Annotated in this window: 19 protein-coding genes; 11 read left to right on the forward strand and 8 right to left on the reverse strand. The window is 66.8% G+C overall.

All coding sequences use genetic code 11. From position 1 onward, the window contains the following. Positions 1-8: 8 nt before the first annotated feature. Entirely contained in the window at positions 9-1,727 is a 1,719-nt protein-coding gene (locus AC1DC5_RS02435; protein ID WP_476864050.1) for a dipeptide ABC transporter ATP-binding protein, read from the forward strand. A gap of 104 nt (positions 1,728-1,831) precedes the next feature. On the opposite strand, the gene AC1DC5_RS02440 is transcribed toward AC1DC5_RS02435, so the two are convergent. Further along, entirely contained in the window at positions 1,832-2,737 is a 906-nt protein-coding gene (locus AC1DC5_RS02440; protein WP_476864051.1) for an SGNH/GDSL hydrolase family protein, read from the reverse strand. A 268-nt stretch (positions 2,738-3,005) separates the two neighbouring features. Here AC1DC5_RS02440 and typA point away from each other — a divergent pair, with 268 nt between their 5' ends. Then, on the forward strand, positions 3,006-4,934 hold the full coding sequence (gene typA / locus AC1DC5_RS02445; protein WP_441404462.1) for a translational GTPase TypA: 1,929 nt from the start codon (positions 3,006-3,008) through the stop codon (positions 4,932-4,934). Positions 4,935-4,968: 34 nt separating this feature from the next. Beyond that, on the forward strand, positions 4,969-5,346 hold the full coding sequence (locus AC1DC5_RS02450) for a hypothetical protein (RefSeq protein WP_476864052.1): 378 nt from the start codon (positions 4,969-4,971) through the stop codon (positions 5,344-5,346). A 111-nt stretch (positions 5,347-5,457) separates the two neighbouring features. On the opposite strand, the gene AC1DC5_RS02455 is transcribed toward AC1DC5_RS02450, so the two are convergent. After that, positions 5,458-5,721 carry a putative acetyltransferase gene (locus AC1DC5_RS02455; RefSeq protein WP_476864053.1) on the reverse strand — a complete coding sequence of 88 codons (264 nt, stop codon included), beginning with the start codon at positions 5,719-5,721 and terminating at the stop codon, positions 5,458-5,460. A gap of 167 nt (positions 5,722-5,888) precedes the next feature. Here AC1DC5_RS02455 and fdxA point away from each other — a divergent pair, with 167 nt between their 5' ends. The 5 genes from fdxA (at position 5,889) to AC1DC5_RS02480 (ending at position 10,370) form a co-directional block, all read left to right on the forward strand. Then, the gene (fdxA, locus tag AC1DC5_RS02460) at positions 5,889-6,215 is read left to right on the forward strand and encodes a ferredoxin (RefSeq protein WP_056425597.1); all 327 of its coding nucleotides are present in this window, start codon (positions 5,889-5,891) and stop codon (positions 6,213-6,215) included. A gap of 12 nt (positions 6,216-6,227) precedes the next feature. Beyond that, positions 6,228-7,376: a succinyldiaminopimelate transaminase gene (gene dapC, locus AC1DC5_RS02465; protein ID WP_476864054.1), complete on the forward strand. Its 1,149-nt coding sequence runs from the start codon at positions 6,228-6,230 to the stop codon at positions 7,374-7,376. A 228-nt stretch (positions 7,377-7,604) separates the two neighbouring features. Beyond that, complete coding sequence (locus tag AC1DC5_RS02470; RefSeq protein WP_441404467.1) at positions 7,605-8,888, forward strand: citrate synthase; 1,284 nt, start codon at positions 7,605-7,607, stop codon at positions 8,886-8,888. Positions 8,889-9,065: 177 nt separating this feature from the next. Next, entirely contained in the window at positions 9,066-9,701 is a 636-nt protein-coding gene (locus AC1DC5_RS02475; RefSeq protein ID WP_476864055.1) for a TetR/AcrR family transcriptional regulator, read from the forward strand. Positions 9,702-9,758: 57 nt separating this feature from the next. Beyond that, positions 9,759-10,370 carry a hypothetical protein gene (locus AC1DC5_RS02480; protein ID WP_441404469.1) on the forward strand — a complete coding sequence of 204 codons (612 nt, stop codon included), beginning with the start codon at positions 9,759-9,761 and terminating at the stop codon, positions 10,368-10,370. Between the two features lie 21 nt (positions 10,371-10,391). On the opposite strand, the gene AC1DC5_RS02485 is transcribed toward AC1DC5_RS02480, so the two are convergent. Further along, complete coding sequence (locus tag AC1DC5_RS02485; RefSeq protein ID WP_476864056.1) at positions 10,392-11,243, reverse strand: hypothetical protein; 852 nt, start codon at positions 11,241-11,243, stop codon at positions 10,392-10,394. Positions 11,244-11,311: 68 nt separating this feature from the next. After that, positions 11,312-12,322, reverse strand: coding sequence for a 2,3,4,5-tetrahydropyridine-2,6-dicarboxylate N-succinyltransferase (gene dapD, locus AC1DC5_RS02490; protein ID WP_476864057.1), 1,011 nt, complete (start codon positions 12,320-12,322; stop codon positions 11,312-11,314). Positions 12,323-12,410: 88 nt separating this feature from the next. Here dapD and dapE point away from each other — a divergent pair, with 88 nt between their 5' ends. Continuing rightward, a complete protein-coding gene (dapE, locus tag AC1DC5_RS02495; protein WP_476864058.1) occupies positions 12,411-13,562 on the forward strand; it encodes a succinyl-diaminopimelate desuccinylase in 1,152 nt (383 codons plus the stop codon). Between the two features lie 115 nt (positions 13,563-13,677). Here dapE and AC1DC5_RS02500 read toward each other — a convergent pair whose 3' ends face one another. The 4 genes from AC1DC5_RS02500 to AC1DC5_RS02515 all read right to left on the reverse strand — a co-directional run bounded on the left by AC1DC5_RS02500 (position 13,678) and on the right by AC1DC5_RS02515 (position 16,949). Further along, positions 13,678-14,511 carry an amino acid ABC transporter permease gene (locus AC1DC5_RS02500; protein ID WP_476864059.1) on the reverse strand — a complete coding sequence of 278 codons (834 nt, stop codon included), beginning with the start codon at positions 14,509-14,511 and terminating at the stop codon, positions 13,678-13,680. After that, complete coding sequence (locus AC1DC5_RS02505) at positions 14,508-15,158, reverse strand: amino acid ABC transporter permease (RefSeq protein ID WP_476864060.1); 651 nt, start codon at positions 15,156-15,158, stop codon at positions 14,508-14,510. Before AC1DC5_RS02505 ends, AC1DC5_RS02500 begins: the two co-directional genes overlap by 4 nt. A 98-nt stretch (positions 15,159-15,256) precedes the next feature. Then, positions 15,257-16,135: a glutamate ABC transporter substrate-binding protein gene (locus AC1DC5_RS02510; protein ID WP_476864061.1), complete on the reverse strand. Its 879-nt coding sequence runs from the start codon at positions 16,133-16,135 to the stop codon at positions 15,257-15,259. Positions 16,136-16,193: 58 nt separating this feature from the next. Then, on the reverse strand, positions 16,194-16,949 hold the full coding sequence (locus tag AC1DC5_RS02515; RefSeq protein WP_056425621.1) for an amino acid ABC transporter ATP-binding protein: 756 nt from the start codon (positions 16,947-16,949) through the stop codon (positions 16,194-16,196). Between the two features lie 415 nt (positions 16,950-17,364). On the opposite strand from AC1DC5_RS02515, the gene AC1DC5_RS02520 reads away from it, so the two are divergent. Together AC1DC5_RS02520 and AC1DC5_RS02525 are read left to right on the forward strand one after the other, a co-directional pair. Then, complete coding sequence (locus AC1DC5_RS02520) at positions 17,365-18,099, forward strand: LOG family protein (protein WP_476864160.1); 735 nt, start codon at positions 17,365-17,367, stop codon at positions 18,097-18,099. A 43-nt stretch (positions 18,100-18,142) separates the two neighbouring features. Beyond that, entirely contained in the window at positions 18,143-18,505 is a 363-nt protein-coding gene (locus tag AC1DC5_RS02525) for a DivIVA domain-containing protein (protein ID WP_441404476.1), read from the forward strand. The last annotated feature ends 67 nt before the right edge of the window (positions 18,506-18,572 follow it).

An 18,572-nucleotide genomic window follows, 5' to 3' on the forward strand; every position in this document is an offset into this window, starting at 1 on the left:
AGGCAAACATGACAACTTCCGACGTCACGATTCAAGAAGCCGGAACCCCGGCCGACCGGCCCTTGCTGGAAATCCGCGATCTCGCGATTTCCTTCAAGACCGGCAGCGGCGAGGTCCAGGCCGTACGGAACGCACACCTGACCATCATGCCCGGCGAGACGGTGGCCATTGTGGGCGAGTCCGGGTCCGGAAAGTCGACGACGGCGCTGGCCGCGATCGGCCTGCTGCCCGGCAACGGCCGTGTGGCCGGCGGGCAGATCCTGCTCGACGGTGAAGACATATCGCACGCTTCCGAGAAGCGCATGATCGAATTGCGCGGCAACATCATCGGCATGGTCCCGCAGGACCCGATGTCCAACCTCAACCCGGTCTGGAAGATCGGCGACCAGGTCAGGGAGACGCTGAAGGCCAACGGCCGCCCCAGCGGCCCGGACGACGTCGCCAAGGTCCTGGCTCAGGCAGGACTGCCGGACGCCGCCCGGCGGGCGAAGCAGTACCCGCACGAGTTCTCCGGCGGCATGCGCCAGCGCGCGCTGATCGCCATCGGTCTGTCCTGCCAGCCCCGCCTGCTTATCGCCGATGAGCCGACGTCGGCCCTGGACGTCACCGTGCAGCGCCAGATCCTGGACCACCTCGAGAAGATGACCTCGGACCTGGGCACGTCCGTCCTGCTCATCACGCACGACCTCGGCCTCGCCGCCGAGCGGGCCGACAAAGTCGTGGTCATGTACCGGGGCAACGTCGTTGAGGCAGGTCCGTCCCTGGAGCTGCTGCAGAACCCGCAGCACCCCTACACCCAGCGGCTGGTGGCCTCGGCGCCGTCGCTGGCATCACGCCGCATCCAGGTGGCCAAGGAGCTCGGCGTCTCGACGGACGAGTTGCTGGCCCCCAGCGAGTCCGTTGCCGTTGAACCGGCCAAGACTGAAGACGTGCTGCAGATCCAGAACCTGAGCAAGGTCTTCAAGATGCGTGCAGGGTTCGGCAAGTCGACCGACTTCACCGCCGTCGACGATGTCTCCTTCAACGTCAAGCGCGGAACGACGACGGCGATCGTGGGCGAGTCGGGGTCCGGCAAGTCCACCGTGGCGCAGATGGTGCTGAACCTCCTGGAGCCGACGTCCGGCAAGATCATCTTCGACGGCGTCGACACCTCCGGGCTGAAGCCCAAGGAGATCTTCGCCTTCCGCCGCCGGGTCCAGCCGATCTTCCAAGACCCCTACGGTTCCCTGGATCCGATGTACAACATCTACCGGACCATCGAGGAACCCTTGCGGGTCCACAAGATCGGGGACAAGGCCAGCCGGGAGAGGAAGGTCCGCGAATTGCTGGATCAGGTGTCCCTGCCGCAGTCCACCATGCAGCGGTACCCGAACGAGCTCTCGGGCGGGCAGCGCCAGCGCGTCGCGATCGCCCGTGCCCTGGCACTGGATCCCGAGGTGATCATCTGTGACGAGGCCGTGTCAGCCCTGGACGTCCTGGTGCAGGCGCAGGTGCTGAACCTGCTCGCGGAACTGCAGTCCCGGCTGGGCCTGACCTACCTGTTCATCACCCACGACCTCGCGGTGGTGCGGCAGATCGCTGATCATGTGTGCGTCATGGAGAAGGGCAAGCTGGTCGAGACAGGTTCGACCGACGACGTCTTCGAGGCGCCGCAGCGGGACTACACCAAGGCGCTGCTCAACGCGATCCCTGGTGCACGCCTCATGCTGCCTCCGGAAGTTGCCTGATCCGGACAGCGTGAGCTGACTGACACAGGAGCCGGTGTCCGCCCCTCGGGGGCGGGCACCGGCTCCTGCCGTTCGGGGCTCTTGTTGGGGCAGCCTGGGCCGCGTCAGCGGGTTGCCGCGGGCTCAGCCTGCCCGGAACTTCCGTAACGCAAACCGAAGTCGTCGAGCCGGCGGGCCAGCAGGACGCCCAGTGCTGCGTGCCCCTCGGGGTCCATGTGCACGCCGTCGGCCATCGACCGGGTGAGGTTGTAGCGGGTCAGCCAGTCTCCGACGCCCACAAAGGGAATCGCGTGCCGGGCCGCAACAGTGCCCAGCAGTGCATCGACCTCGGTGCGCCGCCCGCCGCCGTCGGACGTGCCGCGGGCGAGGGTTCCGACCATGGCCAGCTGCGCCCCGGGGTAGCGCTGCCGGACGCTGGTAATCAGGCGCTCGGCATTGGCGGAAATCTGCTGGTCGGTTGCACCGCGGGAGGCGTCGTTCCCGCCGCCTTCAATGAGCACGAGGGGCGGCGAACCGTAGGGGAGCAGCCAGTCGCCGCGCTGCAGGGCGTCGATGTAATTTCCGGTCTTGCCGTTGGACGCGACGAAGCCGGTGCCGCCGCGGCCGCAGAAGTGGACCGTGTAGCCCAGGCTGGCCAGGGCTGCCCGGGGCCAGGAATATGCGGGCTCGGACTGGGAGTCGCCGATCAGCACGGCCGTCCGGGCGACGTCCTCCACCACCACCTCATTGCGGCCGCTGGCGGGATTCCGGTAGACGCTGCCCGCCGGCATGCTGCCCGGGGCGGTCGACTGGGGAAGCCTGGTGTTGCCGTTCGAGCCGGCGGCCATCGGCTCGCCGGGAGCCCCGGCCGGCGCCGGAGCGGTCGCGCCGTAGAGACCGGGGGCGCCGACGTCGGCGCTGCCGGTGGTTCCGCCGGTGCGGGGGGAGGGGGGCTGCCCGCAGCCGCCAACAAGGATGCCTACGGCGATCATCGGTGCGACCAAGCGGGACAGGGCCGAGGCGTTGCGCATTAATGTCTCCGGGCTGGCGTTGCTGTCCCAGCAATGATGGGGCATCGCGGCCGGAAAATCCAGTGACTTTACTCACATTCGCGGCGGTGAACCCCGGCGCTGACCACTCCTGCCGTCTGCCGGGCGGAACGGATTTTAGGCCAATAAATACCCAAGCGTTTAGAATGGATGAAGGTGCCCTGTGCCAAAGGGGCGTATCCGTCGTGCGTTCCGGTTGGAAATGTCGCGATACAACAGCTGACTTCACCACTGAATCGAGCAATAACGCATGTCTGAAACCACCACCAACACTGCGGTAGCCACTGCATCGCGCAGTGACCTGCGCAACGTCGCGATCGTGGCCCACGTTGACCACGGCAAGACCACGCTGGTCGACGCCATGCTCAAGCAGACCAACTCCTTTGCCGAGCACAACCACCTCGAAGACCGCGTCATGGACTCCGGTGACCTCGAGCGTGAAAAGGGCATCACCATCCTGGCCAAGAACACCACCGTGGCCTACAACGGACCGTCCTCCAAGGGCGAGACCATCACCATCAACGTCATCGACACCCCCGGCCACGCCGACTTCGGTGGCGAGGTCGAGCGCGGCCTGTCCATGGTCGACGGCGTTGTCCTCCTCGTAGACGCCTCTGAGGGCCCGCTGCCCCAGACCCGCTTCGTCCTCCGCAAGGCCCTCGCCGCCCACCTGCCGGTAATCCTGTTGGTCAACAAGACCGACCGCCCCGACGCGCGGATCGAAGAAGTTGTGCACGAGTCCATGGACCTGCTGCTGGGCCTGGCCTCCGACCTCGCCGACGAAGTTCCGGACCTCGACCTGGACAAGATCCTCAACGTCCCCGTCGTCTACGCCGCAGCCAAGGTTGGCCGCGCCTCCCTCGAGCAGCCCGCCGACGGCTCCGCTCCGGAGAACGAGGACCTGGAGCCGCTGTTCCAGGCCATCATCGAGCACATCCCGGCTCCGACGTACAACCCGAACGGTGTCCTGCAGGCGCACGTCACCAACCTTGACGCCTCCCCGTTCCTCGGCCGCCTCGCCCTGCTGCGCATCTACAACGGCACCCTGCGCAAGGGCCAGACCGTTGCCTGGGCACGCGCCAACGGTGAACTGAAGAACGTCAAGATCACCGAGCTCCTCGCCACCAAGGCACTGGACCGCGTCCCGACCGATTCCGCCGGCCCCGGCGAGATCGTCGCCGTCGCCGGCATCGAGGAAATCACCATCGGTGAGACCCTGACCGACGCCGAGAACCCCCAGCCGCTGCCGCTGATCACCGTTGACGACCCGGCCATCTCGATGACCATCGGTATCAACACGTCCCCGCTGGCCGGCAAGGTCAAGGGCGCCAAGGTCACGGCCCGCCAGGTCAAGGACCGCCTGGACAAGGAACTGATCGGTAACGTCTCCATCAAGGTGCTCCCCACCGCGCGCCCCGACGCCTGGGAAGTCCAGGGACGTGGCGAGCTCGCGCTCGCCATCCTGGTCGAGCAGATGCGCCGCGAAGGCTTCGAGCTGACCGTCGGCAAGCCGCAGGTTGTCACCCGTACCGTTGACGGCAAGATCCACGAGCCGATGGAGCACATGACCATCGACGTGCCGGAAGAGTACCTCGGCGCCGTCACGCAGCTCATGGCCGCACGCAAGGGCCGCATGACCAACATGGCCAACCACGGCACCGGCTGGTGCCGCATGGAGTTCATCGTTCCGGCCCGTGGCCTGATCGGTTTCCGCACCAAGTTCCTCACGGACACCCGCGGCGCCGGCATCGCAGCCTCGATCTCCGAAGGCTACGAGCCGTGGGCCGGGCCGATCGAATACCGCACCAACGGTTCGATGATCGCCGACCGGGCCGGTGTTGTGACGCCGTTCGCCATGATCAACCTGCAGGAGCGCGGTTCCTTCTTCGTGAAGCCGACCTCCGAGGTTTACGAGGGCATGATCGTCGGCGAGAACTCCCGCGCCGACGACATGGACGTCAACATCACCAAGGAAAAGAAGCTCACCAACATGCGTGCGGCTTCCTCCGACACCTTCGAGAACCTGACGCCCCCGCGCGACCTGACCCTCGAAGAGTCCCTCGAATTCGCCCGCGAAGACGAGTGCGTTGAAGTTACCCCGGACTCCATCCGTATCCGCAAGGTCATCCTCGACACGAACGAGCGTGCCAAGGCCAACCGCGCCCGCGCGAAGGTCTAGTTTCCGCGTCCTGCGCTGAAACAACGGATCATTTGTGAATAAGAGAGCTGCCGGCATGGCAGGCGGTATTGCCGCCGCCGTGCCGGCAGCTCTTTTTGTTGCCCTGGCCGGCACGGTGCTGCACGGCCAGGACCTGCTCGTCGCCGGCATCGAGGTGCCGTGGGGCGCCGCCGCCGCCCTGGTGCTGCTGGGCGCCGTCGAGCTGTGGCTCGGTGCCGCGTTCCGTTCCCCGCTTCCGACGGCGGCCTGCGGCGTCGTCTGCTACGCGCTGGCGGGCTGGTGGTCCACCCTCGGGGACGGCAAGCGCCTGATCATCGGCGACCTGGCCGGGAATCTCTGGATCTACGGCATCGCGGTGGTCACCCTCGTCATGCTGGCCTGGTGCCGCCGCTACAGGGAGCCCCAGGCCTAGGGACCGCCGTCGTCCCGCGGCACCTCGCCCTCCCACGGGACATGCCCGTTCTTCATCCCGGCCCGGGGGACATGCCCACTCCTCACGTCCTCACGGTGGGCCTGGCCAGGGTCAGGGGAGGGCATGTCCGGCGGGAGGGGTCCGCGGGGCCCGCCGGGGCGGCGCTGGAGGGACCTGCTTGGCGGCCACCACCAACGGCAGGGGAATCACGACGTCGGCCCGCCGGGTCCGCACGGTGCAGTCGCCGTCGGTGCGTGCCACCAGCTCGCCCACCGCGTCGGTCGTCCCGCCCTCGATCCGGTACCGGACCACCACCCGGGTGCCAAGGCCGGCGGCGGCCAGGAACGCTTGGGGCGGCGGCATCGAGGAACTCACCTGTTCATAATAGGTCCGGTAGATTCAAGAGTTCGGACCCGTGTGACGCCCGGCTAGGTTCGCGGGAACAGGCTGGGAGATAATAGGCTCAGAAGTCAGCAGCCCGGCGCTCAGGCCGGGAGCAGTGATCCGGCGGTCGCCGGAACCAACGTGGAGAGGCCAGGGACGTGACGTACGTAATCGCGCAGCCGTGTGTAGATGTCAAAGACAAGGCATGTATTGAAGAGTGCCCCGTCGATTGCATCTATGAGGGTGAGCGTTCCCTGTACATCCACCCCGACGAATGCGTTGACTGCGGTGCCTGCGAGCCGGTCTGCCCCGTCGAAGCGATCTACTACGAGGATGACACCCCCGAGGAATGGGCCGACTACTACAAGGCCAACGTTGAATTCTTCGATGTTCTGGGTTCCCCGGGCGGGGCCGCGAAGGTAGGCAACACCCACACGGACCACCCGATGATCGCGGCGCTCCCGCCGCAGAACCAAGAGAGCTAGGGCGGGTCCCCGGTGACCTCTGCGCTGCGCAGCTTCGGCCTCAGCCTGCCTGACTACCCGTGGGAAGCCATGGCGCCGTACCTCGCCAGGGCCGCCGAACACCCCGGGGGGGCAGCCAACCTGTCCATTGGAACCCCGGTGGACGCAACCCCCGAGGTGGTGCAGGACGCCCTGCGCGCAGCAGCCAACGCCCCCGGCTACCCCACGGTCCACGGCACAGCCGGGCTGCGGGAGGCCATCGCGGCGTGGTTTGAACGCCGCCGCGGCGTTCCCGGCCTGGACCCGCAGGACATTATGCCCACGGTCGGCTCCAAGGAACTCGTGGCCTGGCTCCCGTTCCTGCTCGGCCTCAAACCGGGCGACGTCGTCGTCCGCCCCACGGTTGCGTACCCCACGTATGACATCGGCGCCACGTTCGCCGGTGCGGAGCACATCGCCGCGGACGACCTGGATGAGCTCGACGCCGCCACCCGCGCGCGGGTGCGCCTGGTCTGGGTCAACTCCCCGGCGAACCCGACGGGCAGCGTCCGTGACGCCGAATCGTTGCGCCGGATCGTCCGGCAGGCCCGGGAACTCGGCGCCGTCGTGGCCTCGGACGAGTGCTACGCCGAACTCGGCTGGGGCGAATGGGATGTCCAGCGCGGCGGCACGCCTGTGCCCAGCATCCTGGACCCGCGCGTCGCGGAAGGCTCCCATGAGGGCCTCCTGGCGGTGTACTCCCTGAGCAAGCAGTCCAACCTGGCCGGCTACCGCGCCGCCTTTGTCGCCGGGGACCCCGCCATCATGGCGAACCTCGTCAACAGCCGCAAACACGCGGGCATGATCGTCCCGTACCCCGTCCAGGAAGCCATGCGGGTGGCCCTTGGCGACGACGCCCATGTCCAGGCCCAGAAGGATCTCTACCGCGGACGCCGGGAACGGCTCGTGCCTGCGCTGGAGCGCTTCGGACTGGCCATCCACGAGTCGCGGGCCGGACTCTACCTCTGGGCCACCGCGGGCGAAGCCACCTGGGATACGGTCGGCCGGCTCGCGGACCGCGGGATCGTCGTCGGCCCGGGCGTGTTTTACGGCGACGCCGGCAACGGATTCGTCCGCGTCGCGCTGACGGCCAGTGACGAGCGGATCGACGCCGCGGCCGCCCGTCTGGCCACAGGGCCGTAACAATGCTGTGACGCGTACCACAACTGGCGCGTTTTAGGTGGTTACGGAGGGCCTTGGATTAGTGCCACCCGGAAACTGCCGGTAGTTTTTAACTGACTATCAATGGTGGCTTTCCACAAGAAGGCAGCGCAGCCGTTGGAATCCGTGTCTAAAACAGGTTCCGTGGGCGGCTTCACCAGAAGTTGGACCAGCTTTCTACAGAGGCCCCGACGCCTCAGAGGAGACTCCATGACTGAGACCACCAGCGCAACCCTGCGCCATGCCGGCGGCGAGCTCGAACTCCCGCGCATCCAGGTTGTAGAAGGAAACGAAGGCTACGACGTTTCCAAGCTGCTGAAGCAGACCGGCGCCGTGGCCTTTGACCCCGGCTTCATGAACACCGCCGCAACCACCTCCGCCATCACCTACATCGACGGCGACGCCGGTGTCCTGCGGTACCGCGGCTACCCGATCGAGCAGCTCGCCCAGCACTCAAGCTTCCTCGAAGTTTCCTACCTGCTGATCTACGGCAACCTGCCGAGCGCCACGGAGCTGGAAGCATTCGACCAGCGGATCCGCCACCACACCCTGCTGCACGAAGAGCTGAAGGGCTTCTTCAGCGGCTTCCCGCGCGACGCCCACCCGATGCCCGTGCTGTCCTCGGCCGTGTCCGCGCTCTCCACGTTCTACCAGGACTCGCTGGACCCCTTCAACGCCGAGCAGGTGGAAGTTTCCACCTACCGCCTGCTGGCCAAGATGCCGGTCATCGCCGCCTACGCCCTGAAGAAGAGCATCGGCCAGCCCATGCTCTACCCGGACAACTCCCACAACCTCGTGGAAAACTTCCTGCGCCTGAGCTTCGGCCTGCCCGCCGAGCAGTACGAGGTGGACCCGGTGGTCGCCAAGGCACTGGACCTGCTCCTCATCCTGCACGCCGACCACGAGCAGAACTGCTCCACCTCCACGGTCCGGCTGGTCGGCTCCTCCAACGCGAACCTCTTCGCCTCCGTGTCCGCCGGCATCAACGCCCTCTTCGGCCCCGCCCACGGCGGCGCCAACGAGGCCGTGCTGAAGATGCTGCGCCAGATCCAGGCCGACGGCACCAGGCCCGAGGATTACATGGAAAAGGTCAAGAACAAGGAAGACGGCGTCCGCCTCATGGGCTTCGGGCACCGCGTCTACAAGAACTATGACCCGCGCGCCAAGATCGTCAAGGCCACCGCCCACGAGATCCTCACGAAGCTCGGCGGCAACGACGAACTCCTCGACATCGCCCTGCGCCTCGAAGAGAAGGCCCTGAATGATGACTACTTCATCCAGCGCAAGCTCTACCCGAACGTGGACTTCTACACCGGCCTGATCTACAAGGCCATGGGCTTCCCGGAGAAGATGTTCACCGTGCTATTCGCGATCGGCCGCCTTCCGGGCTGGATCGCACAGTGGCGTGAAATGATCAGCGACCCCAACACCAAAATCGGCCGTCCGCGCCAGCTTTACATCGGCGAGCCGGAGCGCAACTACCCTTCGGTGTAGTCAGCCACCCCCACGGCAGCACCACGCCGGCCGCGCACCTTTCGAGGGTGCGCGGCCGGCGTCGTTGTGTCCGGGACCAGCGCCGGCACGGGAAATTTCGGTATTTGCGCAGGTGGGAAGCCTGCCGGCCGGTGTGGCCCGCCGCCGTCGGGCACACATCCGTGCTAAAAAAGACTAATGCCCAAATTTGTCGACGCCGCTTTGCGGCGCCAGGAAGTGGTCGAAGCGGTCTTCCGGATCGTCGCAGCAGACGGACTCGAGAGGGCTTCGCTCCGCGAAGTCGCGGACGAGGCGGAACTGGCCGTCGGATCTGTCCGGCACTACTTCGCCAGCAGTGATGAACTCCTGGCCCACTCCTTCGGCGTCGTCGTGGACCGGATTGTTGGCCGCCTGACGGCTGCGGATGACCGCCTCGCGGAGGCACAGCCCGGGACCCCGGAACACCACCAGGGCGTGTTAACCCTGCTGGGCGAGCTGCTTCCCCTCGATGACGAACGCGCGGTCGACGCGTGTGTCTGGATGGCGTTCAAAAACGCGGCCAGGACCAAGCCGTTCCTGGCCGCGGAAGCCGACCGGAGCCACCGCGCCGTCGCTGCGATCGTCGGGAGGCTTGTGATGGAGGTGTCGTCCGCCGCCAGCACCGGAACTGTGGACCAACAGCGGCTGGTCACCGAGGCGGAGCGGCTGCTGGCCACCCTGGACGGGCTCACCATGCACGCCCTTCTGCAGCCCGAATGGATGACCGCACAGATGTGCGGCGACGTGCTGGAGTCCCATCTCACCGGACTGGGCAGCTACGCTGGCAGTCATTAACGTGCGTTTGCTTGAGGAATAGACTGGGAACGTACGTCTTGCCAAGGAGGCAATTGGATGCACCACACAGGCGGGCCGGGCTGGCGGATCACCATGGACACTTCGGGTCCGATGCTCATTGCACTTTACGTTCGCGACGCCGCCGGCCTGGACAGCGCTGGGCATCCGGCACTCTGCCACGCGGCACCGAAGATCCGTCCTGCGGACCACGCCCACCTCATCTCCGAGGTCGGCGGGCAGAGCGCGCTCAAGACCGAGTGGGAAGCCTGGTGGGAGCAGCTCCTGAAGGCGCATCCCGAGATGTCTCCGGAACTGGGCCCGCCCGGCTTCCGGAGCTTCAGCAATTCCCCGGCCCTCCGGCGTGTGCTGCAGGCGCATTTCGGGGCCGCCCTGTCGTGGGCCCGGGAGCGCCGCGGCGAGTACCTGGCCCTGGAAGCCGAACGCGAGGCCGCCGGCGGGGTGCAGTTGCTCCAGGACATGGTGGATGACCGGCTGCTCGAAGTCGGCCGGGCCGCCAACGACTTCTCTTTGACCATCATCGAGCTGCCACTGGCTGAGCCGCGGGCCTGGTATCTGGAGCCCGACAAGATCATCATGAGCTCCGACCTGCTGTCCCAGCCCGAACTTTTCCGCAGCTACGTGCAGCCCGTGGTGGACCTGCTGGTCTGAGCCGGCTTAACTGCGGCCGGCTTACTGCGCCGGTGCTTCGGCGACAGTGATCCGGACCTGACCCGCCGGCACGTCGGAGGGCTGCCAGCCGTTGCGGTCCTGCCGCGTCCAGCCGCGGCCATCCGTGTGGACGTCAATGATGGACAGCGCCTTGGCGTTGGCAACCGCCCACTGCGCGACGGCCCAGGCCCGGGGGCCCTCGGCATTCAGCACGAGGGTGCTGCCATCCAGGGACGCCGGATCGCCGCCGAAGGCCGCGGCCAGGCGCTCCTGCACTACGGCCGGGTCTCCGGCCTCCTCGGGGGCGCGCAGGGAGCAGTCGAGGCCGGCGGCGGTCTGTCCGGTCAGCGAGGAAGCGAAGGCGCGGGCCATGACCTCGTGCTGGGCGTAGGCGTCGGGGTACGCGGAGCGCTGGACGCGCTGGGCGGCGTCGGTGATGTCCAGCGTCTGGTAGCCGGGAACCTTCACGAGGGCATCGTAGAAGGCGTTGCTGGCGTGGTAGGGGTCCATCACCTGCTCGGTGGTGCCCCAGCCCTGCGAGGGGCGCTGCTGGAAGAGCCCGCGGGAGTCCGGGCCGGCCTGGTCGCCGTGGCTGATGTTCCGGATCTTGGATTCCTGCATGGCCGTAGCCAGCGCGATGCTGGCTGCCCTGGCCGGGAGCCCGCGGCGGACGGCGACGGCGGTAATGAGGCCGGCGTTGGCCGCCTGGTCCGTCGCGAGTTCGGCGCTGCCGCCGCCGGCAGCCGTGCAGCGTTCGCTGATGAGGACCTCCGACCGCTGCACGAAGGCGACCGCCGTGTAGATGCCGCCCACGACCATCGCCAGGGTCAGCAGCAGCACGATCCAACGGCGCAAGCTGCGTCTGCGTGCCACGAAACGACTCCCTCAGGCCCTTCCGGGCCGGTGCATTCTTCTAACGGTCCGGCTGTCCGCAACCAACCTTAGTTGGTGTGCAGCGCCTCGTTGAGTTCGACGGTCTGCCCCTTGCGCGGGAGGACCTCGACCTGACCGGTGGAGGAGTTGCGGCGGAAGAGCAGGTTGGGGACACCGGAGAGCTCGACGGCCTTGACGATCTGGCTGGTGTCCTCGCCGTCGGCGTCCTTGGCTCCGACGACGCGGACGCGGGTTCCGGCGGTGACGTAGAGGCCGGCCTCGACGACGGAGTCGTCGCCGATGCTGATGCCCACGCCCGAGTTGGCGCCCAGCAGCACACGTTCGCCCAGGGAGATCTTCTCCTTGCCGCCGCCGGACAGGGTGCCCATGATCGAGGCGCCGCCGCCGACGTCGGACCCGTCACCGGTGACGACGCCCGCGGAGATGCGTCCTTCCACCATGGACGTGCCCAGGGTGCCCGCGTTGAAGTTCACGAAGCCTTCATGCATGACCGTGGTGCCCTCGGCCAGGTGCGCGCCGAGGCGGACCCGGTCGGCGTCGGCGATCCGGACGCCGGAGGGGATGACGTAATCCACCATGCGGGGGAACTTGTCCACGCCGTAGACGGTGACGGCGCCGCGCCTGCGCAGCCGGGCACGGGTCAGTTCGAAGCCCTCGACGGCGGCCGGCCCGAAGTTGGTCCACACGACGTTGGGGAGTTTGCCGAAGATCCCGTCCAGGTTGATGCTGTTGGGCTGCACCAGGCGGTGCGAGAGCAGGTGGAGGCGCAGGTAGGCGTCGGCAGTGTCGGCCGGGGCCTCGTCGAGGTGGATCTGCACGAACACGACCTGCTGCTCGGTGCCGCGGTCGGCGTCGGCCCCGGTGCTGGCGATGTCGAGCAGCGACTGGTCCGCGTTGGCCACGTCGCGGAGGTTCTCCGCCGCTGTTCCGAGCGCCGGTGCCGGGTACCAGACGTCCAGCACGGTGGCTGCACCGTTGCCGGTGGCGATTGTGGCGACTCCATAGCCATAGGCGGAGCGGGTGTCTGCGGGCACAGCGGAAGAAGCGGTTTCAGTCATGCCACAAGTCTATAGACGGCGTCCGCCCACCCCGAAACCTGTGACATATGGGCAGGGGCTGGGGGAGGACAGCGGATAAAGTGGGACGGTGACTGCCCCGGACTTGAACGCGAACCCGAATTCCCGCCCCCACGCCGCCCGCCTGGACCTGCACCAGGACGTGGCACTGCTGACCGCCAGGCTCCTCGACATCAACAGCGTTTCCGGTGCGGAGGGGGAGTTGGCCGACGCCGTGGAGCATGCCCTCCGCTCGATCCCGCAGCTGGAGCTGGTCCGCGACGGCGATTCGATCATCGCCCGCTCCAACCTGGGCCGTGCCGAGCGTGTCATCCTGGCCGGCCACCTGGATACGGTACCCCTGCCGGCCACGGAAGGGTCCCTGGGGACCGTCCCGTCGTACTGGCCGTCAGGAGCGCCCGGCGAGGGGATCCTCTACGGCCGCGGTGCCACCGACATGAAGGGCGGCGTCGCGGTGCAGCTGGCACTGGCTTCGGCCCTGTTCGACGGCGGGGCGGAGCCGGACAAGGACGTCACCTTCGTCTTCTACGACCACGAGGAAGTCGAGGCCGTCAAGAGCGGGCTTGGCCGGCTGGTCCGCAACCACGGCAGCCTCCTGGGCGGCGACTTCGCGATCCTGCTGGAACCCACGGACGGGACGGTGGAGGGCGGGTGCAACGGCACCATCCGCTTCGAAGCGACAACGGTGGGCGAAGCCGCGCATTCCGCCCGGGCCTGGATGGGCAGCAACGCGATCCACGCCGCGGCCCCGATCCTGGCCCGGCTTGCCGCCTACGAACCCCGGACCGTCACCGTGGACGGCCTGGACTACCGGGAGAGCCTCAACGCCGTGAAGGTCAACGGCGGGACCGCCGGCAACGTCATCCCGGACCGGTGCGTCGTGGAGATCAACTACCGGTTCGCCCCGGACAAGACTCCGGACGAGGCGGAACAGCACGTTCGGGAACTGCTGGAAGGGTTCGACGTCGTCCGCACCGACAGCGCCGCCGGCGCCCGCCCCGGACTCAACCACCCCGCCGCCGCGTCCTTCGTCGCCGCCGTCGGTGCCGAGCCGAAACCGAAGTACGGCTGGACCGACGTCGCACGTTTCAGCGAGCTGGGCATCCCGGCGGTGAACTTCGGGCCCGGCGACCCCCTGCTGGCGCACAAGGACAACGAACACGTCGACGCCGACGCGATCCGCGAATGCCTGCGGGCGCTGCGGAGCTGGCTTACGGCCTAGGGCGCGGAGCAGATACAGGTACAGAAAACGGCAACACAAAAGGTCCGGAACCCCTCTCGGGATTCCGGACCTTTCTGTGTCAGGAGCAGCCTGCGCCCGCCCCGCCTGCTGCGGACTACTTGGCGGGGATCCCGGCGACGGGAACGTGCACCATGCCGCCGGCGGCCTTCTTGGAGCCGCGCCTCTCGATCCAGATCGCGAGGCGGGACACGGAGAAGTTGATGGCAATGTAGATTGCCGCCGCCACGAAGAAGACCGGGAACAGGTAATCCGGGCCGAGGAAGTCGGCCATGATCTGTACTTTGCGGAGCAGTTCCTCGTACGACACGATGTAGCCCAGCGAGGTGTCCTTCAGGAGCACCACGAGCTGCGCCACGAGGGACGGCAGCATGCGCCGGATTGCCTGGGGCAGTTCAATGCTGCGCCGCGAGGCGAAGCTGGTGAGGCCGATCGCGAGGCCGGCTTCACGCTGGCCCTTCGGCAGGGACTGGATGCCGGCGCGGATAATTTCGGCGAAGATCGCCGAGTTGTACAGCACCAGGCCGGCGACGACGGCGACGAAGGAACCGGTCGCGAACACCAGCAGCACGAAAAACATCATCAGGACAACGGGCATGCCGCGCAGGAATTCCAGCACAATCCGGGTGGGGATGCGGATCCAGGCGACGTCGGAGATGCGCATGAGGCACAGCACCAGGCCCAGCGGGAAGGCGATGACCGCGGCGACCGCCGCGGCGGTGAGGGTTGCGCCGATGCCGTTGCCGATCAAAACCCAGACGTCGGGAATCTGGAAGACGGCCCAGCGTTCGGGTTCGAAAATGCCCTGCTGGGCGAGGATGGAGATGGCCCACCAGAGCAGTCCGACGATGGCGATGACGCCGATGATCGAGCCGATCAGTGAGATGCGGCGGGCCTTGGGGCCGGGGACGTCGTAAAGGACCGAGCTCATCGGGCGATCGCCACCTTTCGTTCAACGACGTTGGCGACGTAGCCAAGCGGGACGGTTATCAGCAGGTAGAAGAAGGCCACGCCGACGAGGACCCACAGCACGGCGTCGCCGTTGGCGTTGGCGAGCTGGCGGCCGTAGCCGAACAGCTCCATCACGTAGAAGGCACCTGCCACCGAGGAGTTCTTGACGAGGGCGATCAGGATGTTGATCATGGGCGGGATCACCGTGCGCAGGGCCTGCGGAAGGATGATGAGGGTGAGGACCTGGCTGAACTTCATGCCGATGCTGCGGGCGGCCTCGGCCTGGCCGACCGGGACGCTGTTGACGCCGGAGCGCACGGCCTCGGCGATGAAAGCCGAGGTGTAGGCGCTCAGGGCGATGATGGCGGCGACCTCGAACTGCTGGAACGTCACCCCGAGCCGGGGCAGGACCACGGCGGCGAAGAAGAACGCGATGGTCAGCGGGGTGTTCCTGACGATCTCCACGTACGTCATGCTGAAGCCGCGCAGGGCCGCGACGGGCGAGACACGGGCCGCCGCGAGCAGCGTGCCGAAAATCAGTGCGAAGATCCCCGAGACCACGGACAGGAAGAGGGTTCTGAGAAAACCGTCCACATACGCGGGAAGGTTATCAATGATGACGTCCATAGGTTCCTTAGGCTGCCTTGACGGGAGTGGTGCAGGAGACGGGAAAGGCGGTTGCCGGGGCCGCGTCGGGCGCGTGCCCCGGCAACCGCCACACCTGCCTAGTAGCGGTTGATCGTGGGAAGTGCGGGAGTGGTCTTGATGACCGTTCCGGAGGTGGATTCCCAGGCCTTCTTGTAGGAACCGTCCTTGTCAGAGGCTTCCAGCTGATCGTTGATCCACATGCGGAACGCAGTGTCGTCCTTCTTCAGGCCGATGCCGTAGGGCTCCTTGGTGAAGGTCTGATCCGAGGCCAGCTTGAAGGCGTCCGGTTCCTTGGACACGAAACCGGCCAGGATGACGTTATCGGTGGTGATCGCTTCGACCTGCTTGTTGCGCAGCGGCTCGAGGCAGGCGGAGTAGGTGGCGGCCGGGACGAGGACTGCTCCGTACTTCTCGACGATCGTGGCGGCCGGGGTGGAACCGGTCACGGAGCAGACGTTCTTGCCCTTGACGTCTTCGGGCTTGGTGATGGTCGTGTTGTCCTTGTTCACCATCAGCGCCTGGCCGGCCTCGTAGTACGGTCCGGCGAAGTCGACTTCGGTCTTGCGCTTGTCGTTGATCGTGTAGGTGGCGACGATGATGTCGACCTTGCCCTGCTTGATGAACTGCTCGCGGTTGGCGGAGACGGTCTCCACCCACTCGATCTTGTCAGCGGGGATGCCCAGCTTGGCGGCGATCAGCTTGCCGATTTCCACGTCGAAACCGACGGGCTTGCCGTCGAGACCCTTTTGGCCGAACAGCGGCTGGTCGAACTTGGTGCCGATGACGATCTTGCCGGCGGATGAAAGCTTGGCCATGGTGGTGTCGGCCGCGAAGCTCGGCTTCTCGGCGACAGGCGGGTTGGACGTGGAGCTGCTGCCGCCGCAGGCGCTCAGGCTGAGTGCCAGAGCCGCGGACGCGGCAACCAAAAGGGATTTCCTTCGGAAAAATGCCTTCATGACATTCCTTTCATTGGACGGCCGCCTTGCGGCGGCCAGGGTGCGAACTCGTCAGGGATCAGTGGGTCAGCAGCTTGGAGAGGAAGTCCTTGGCGCGGCTGCTCTTGGGGTTGTTGAAGAACTCTTCGGGGGTGTCATCCTCGACGATCTGGCCGGCGTCCATAAAGATCACGCGGTCGGCGGCCTTGCGGGCGAAGCCCATCTCGTGGGTGACCACGATCATGGTCATGCCTTCTTTGGCCAGCTGGATCATGACGTCGAGGACCTCGTTGATCATTTCCGGGTCCAGGGCGGAGGTGGGCTCATCGAAGAGCATGACCTTCGGCTTCATGGCCAGGGCACGGGCAATCGCCACGCGCTGCTGTTGCCCGCCGGAGAGCTGCGCAGGCAGTTTGGGTGCCTGGTGCCCGACGCCGACGCGTTCCAGCAGCGCCATGGCGTCCTTGTCGGCTTCGGTCTTCGAGAGGCCCTTGACCTTGATGGGGCCGAGGGTGACGTTCTCCAGGATCGTCTTGTGGGCGAAGAGGTTGAACGACTGGAAGACCATGCCGACGTCGGCCCGCAGCTTGGCGAGTTCCTTGCCCTCTTCGGGCAGTTCCTTGCCGTCGATCTTGATGACGCCGTCGTCGATGGTCTCCAGACGGTTGATGGCCCGGCAAAGCGTCGACTTGCCGGAACCCGACGGTCCGATGACAACAACAACCTCGCCCTTGCGGACGTTCAGGTTGATGTCCTTCAGGACGTGCAACTGGCCGTAATGCTTATTGACGGCGTTCAGGGAGACGAGCGCGTCGCCGGGCACTTGAGTAGTCATAAGAAGAATCTAGCGAACATTACGGGTTTATGACCGCAATCACTCCTACTTCCTACGGATCGTGATTCAAGAGATACCTGCAGGTCAGACTGCCTGAGGGGGGATCCGGCAGCGGGCGGTGCCGGACGGAGGAACCGGTGCCGCCGCCCGCGCACCAGTGCCGCGCCGGACGGGCGCGGGCGAATTTCCGCGCTAACCTGTGGGCATGAGTACCGATCCGCAGCCACAGGGAGCCCCCGCTTCATCCGGAAAGCCAGCCGGGAAGCCCGCCGGAAAGCCGGCCGGGGGGAAAGCTGGCCAGACCGACGGGCCGGCTGGCAGCAGGACCGCCTCCGAACCCCGCGACACGCCGCCCCCTGCCGCGATCCGGCACAAGGGGCCGCTGGAACTGCGGCGCAAGGCCGCCAAGGTGACGATGTCGGACCGGACCCTGCTGGACACGAAGGGGCCCGGCCAGTTCGTCCATACAGACCCGTGGCGCGTCCTGAGGATCCAGAGCGAGTTCGTTGAAGGATTTGGCGCCCTGGCCGACCTTGGCCCGGCGGTCAGCGTCTTCGGCTCGGCGCGGACCGTGCCCGGCAGCCAAAACTACGAACTCGCCGTCGAAGTCGGGCGGCAACTGGCCGAAGCCGGGCTGGCCGTCATCACCGGCGGCGGCCCCGGCTCGATGGAGGCCGCCAACAAGGGCGCCGTGCAGGGCAACGGGGTGTCCGTGGGGCTCGGCATCGAACTGCCCTTCGAGCAGGGGATGAACCAGTGGGTGGACCTGGGGATCAACTTCCGGTACTTCTTCGCCCGCAAGACCATGTTCGTCAAATACGCCCAGGGCTTCATCGTGCTCCCGGGCGGCCTCGGAACCCTGGACGAACTCTTCGAAGCAATGGTCCTCGTACAGACCCGCAAGGTGACGTCCTTCCCGATTGTCCTGCTCGGAACGGCGTTCTGGAGCCCGATGGTCGAATGGATCAAGACCACCCTGGTTGCCGAAGGCATGGTGTCCGAGGAGGACCTGGATCTGCTACAGGTGGTGGACGATCCGGCGCTCGCCGTGGAGCTGGTGGTGGAAGGGGCGGCCCGGCACCGGAACCCCAACGGCACCAGCACCGGCAACGGGACCGGGCCCGCAAACCCGGGCGGCACGCGGGGCTGACGGCCCACCCGCCGGACCCGCCGCCGTCTGGCACGATGGGGGAGTGAGTTTCTTCCTGGTCTTCCTTGCGATTGCGCTGGTCGGCGCCGCGTTTCTCCTCGGTACCGGCAGGGCCTCGAAAGTCTTCCGCGGCCGACGCGGGGCGGACGAGCGGGGCCCGCGTGCCCTTGATGACGGCTTTGACCAGCCGGTCGCCAACCTCCCGCCCGTGCTGCTGCCGGCCGAGGTGGAACCGTCCGACGTCGACCGTCTCCGGTTTGCAGTGGGCCTGCGGGGGTACCGGATGGACCAGGTGGACCAGGTCCTTGACGAATTGCGGGACCAGCTCGCCGCCAGGGACCGGCACGTAGCGGATCTGTCCGCCGAACTGGGACGCCTCCGGGACGAACCTGAGCAGGCTCCGTGAGCGGTGAACACCCCCGGGCGGAGGCTCCGGAGACTGAACCGCGGCAACAGAGCGACGTTGTGGGAGA

Source organism: Arthrobacter sp. 10L424, assembly GCF_056395325.1.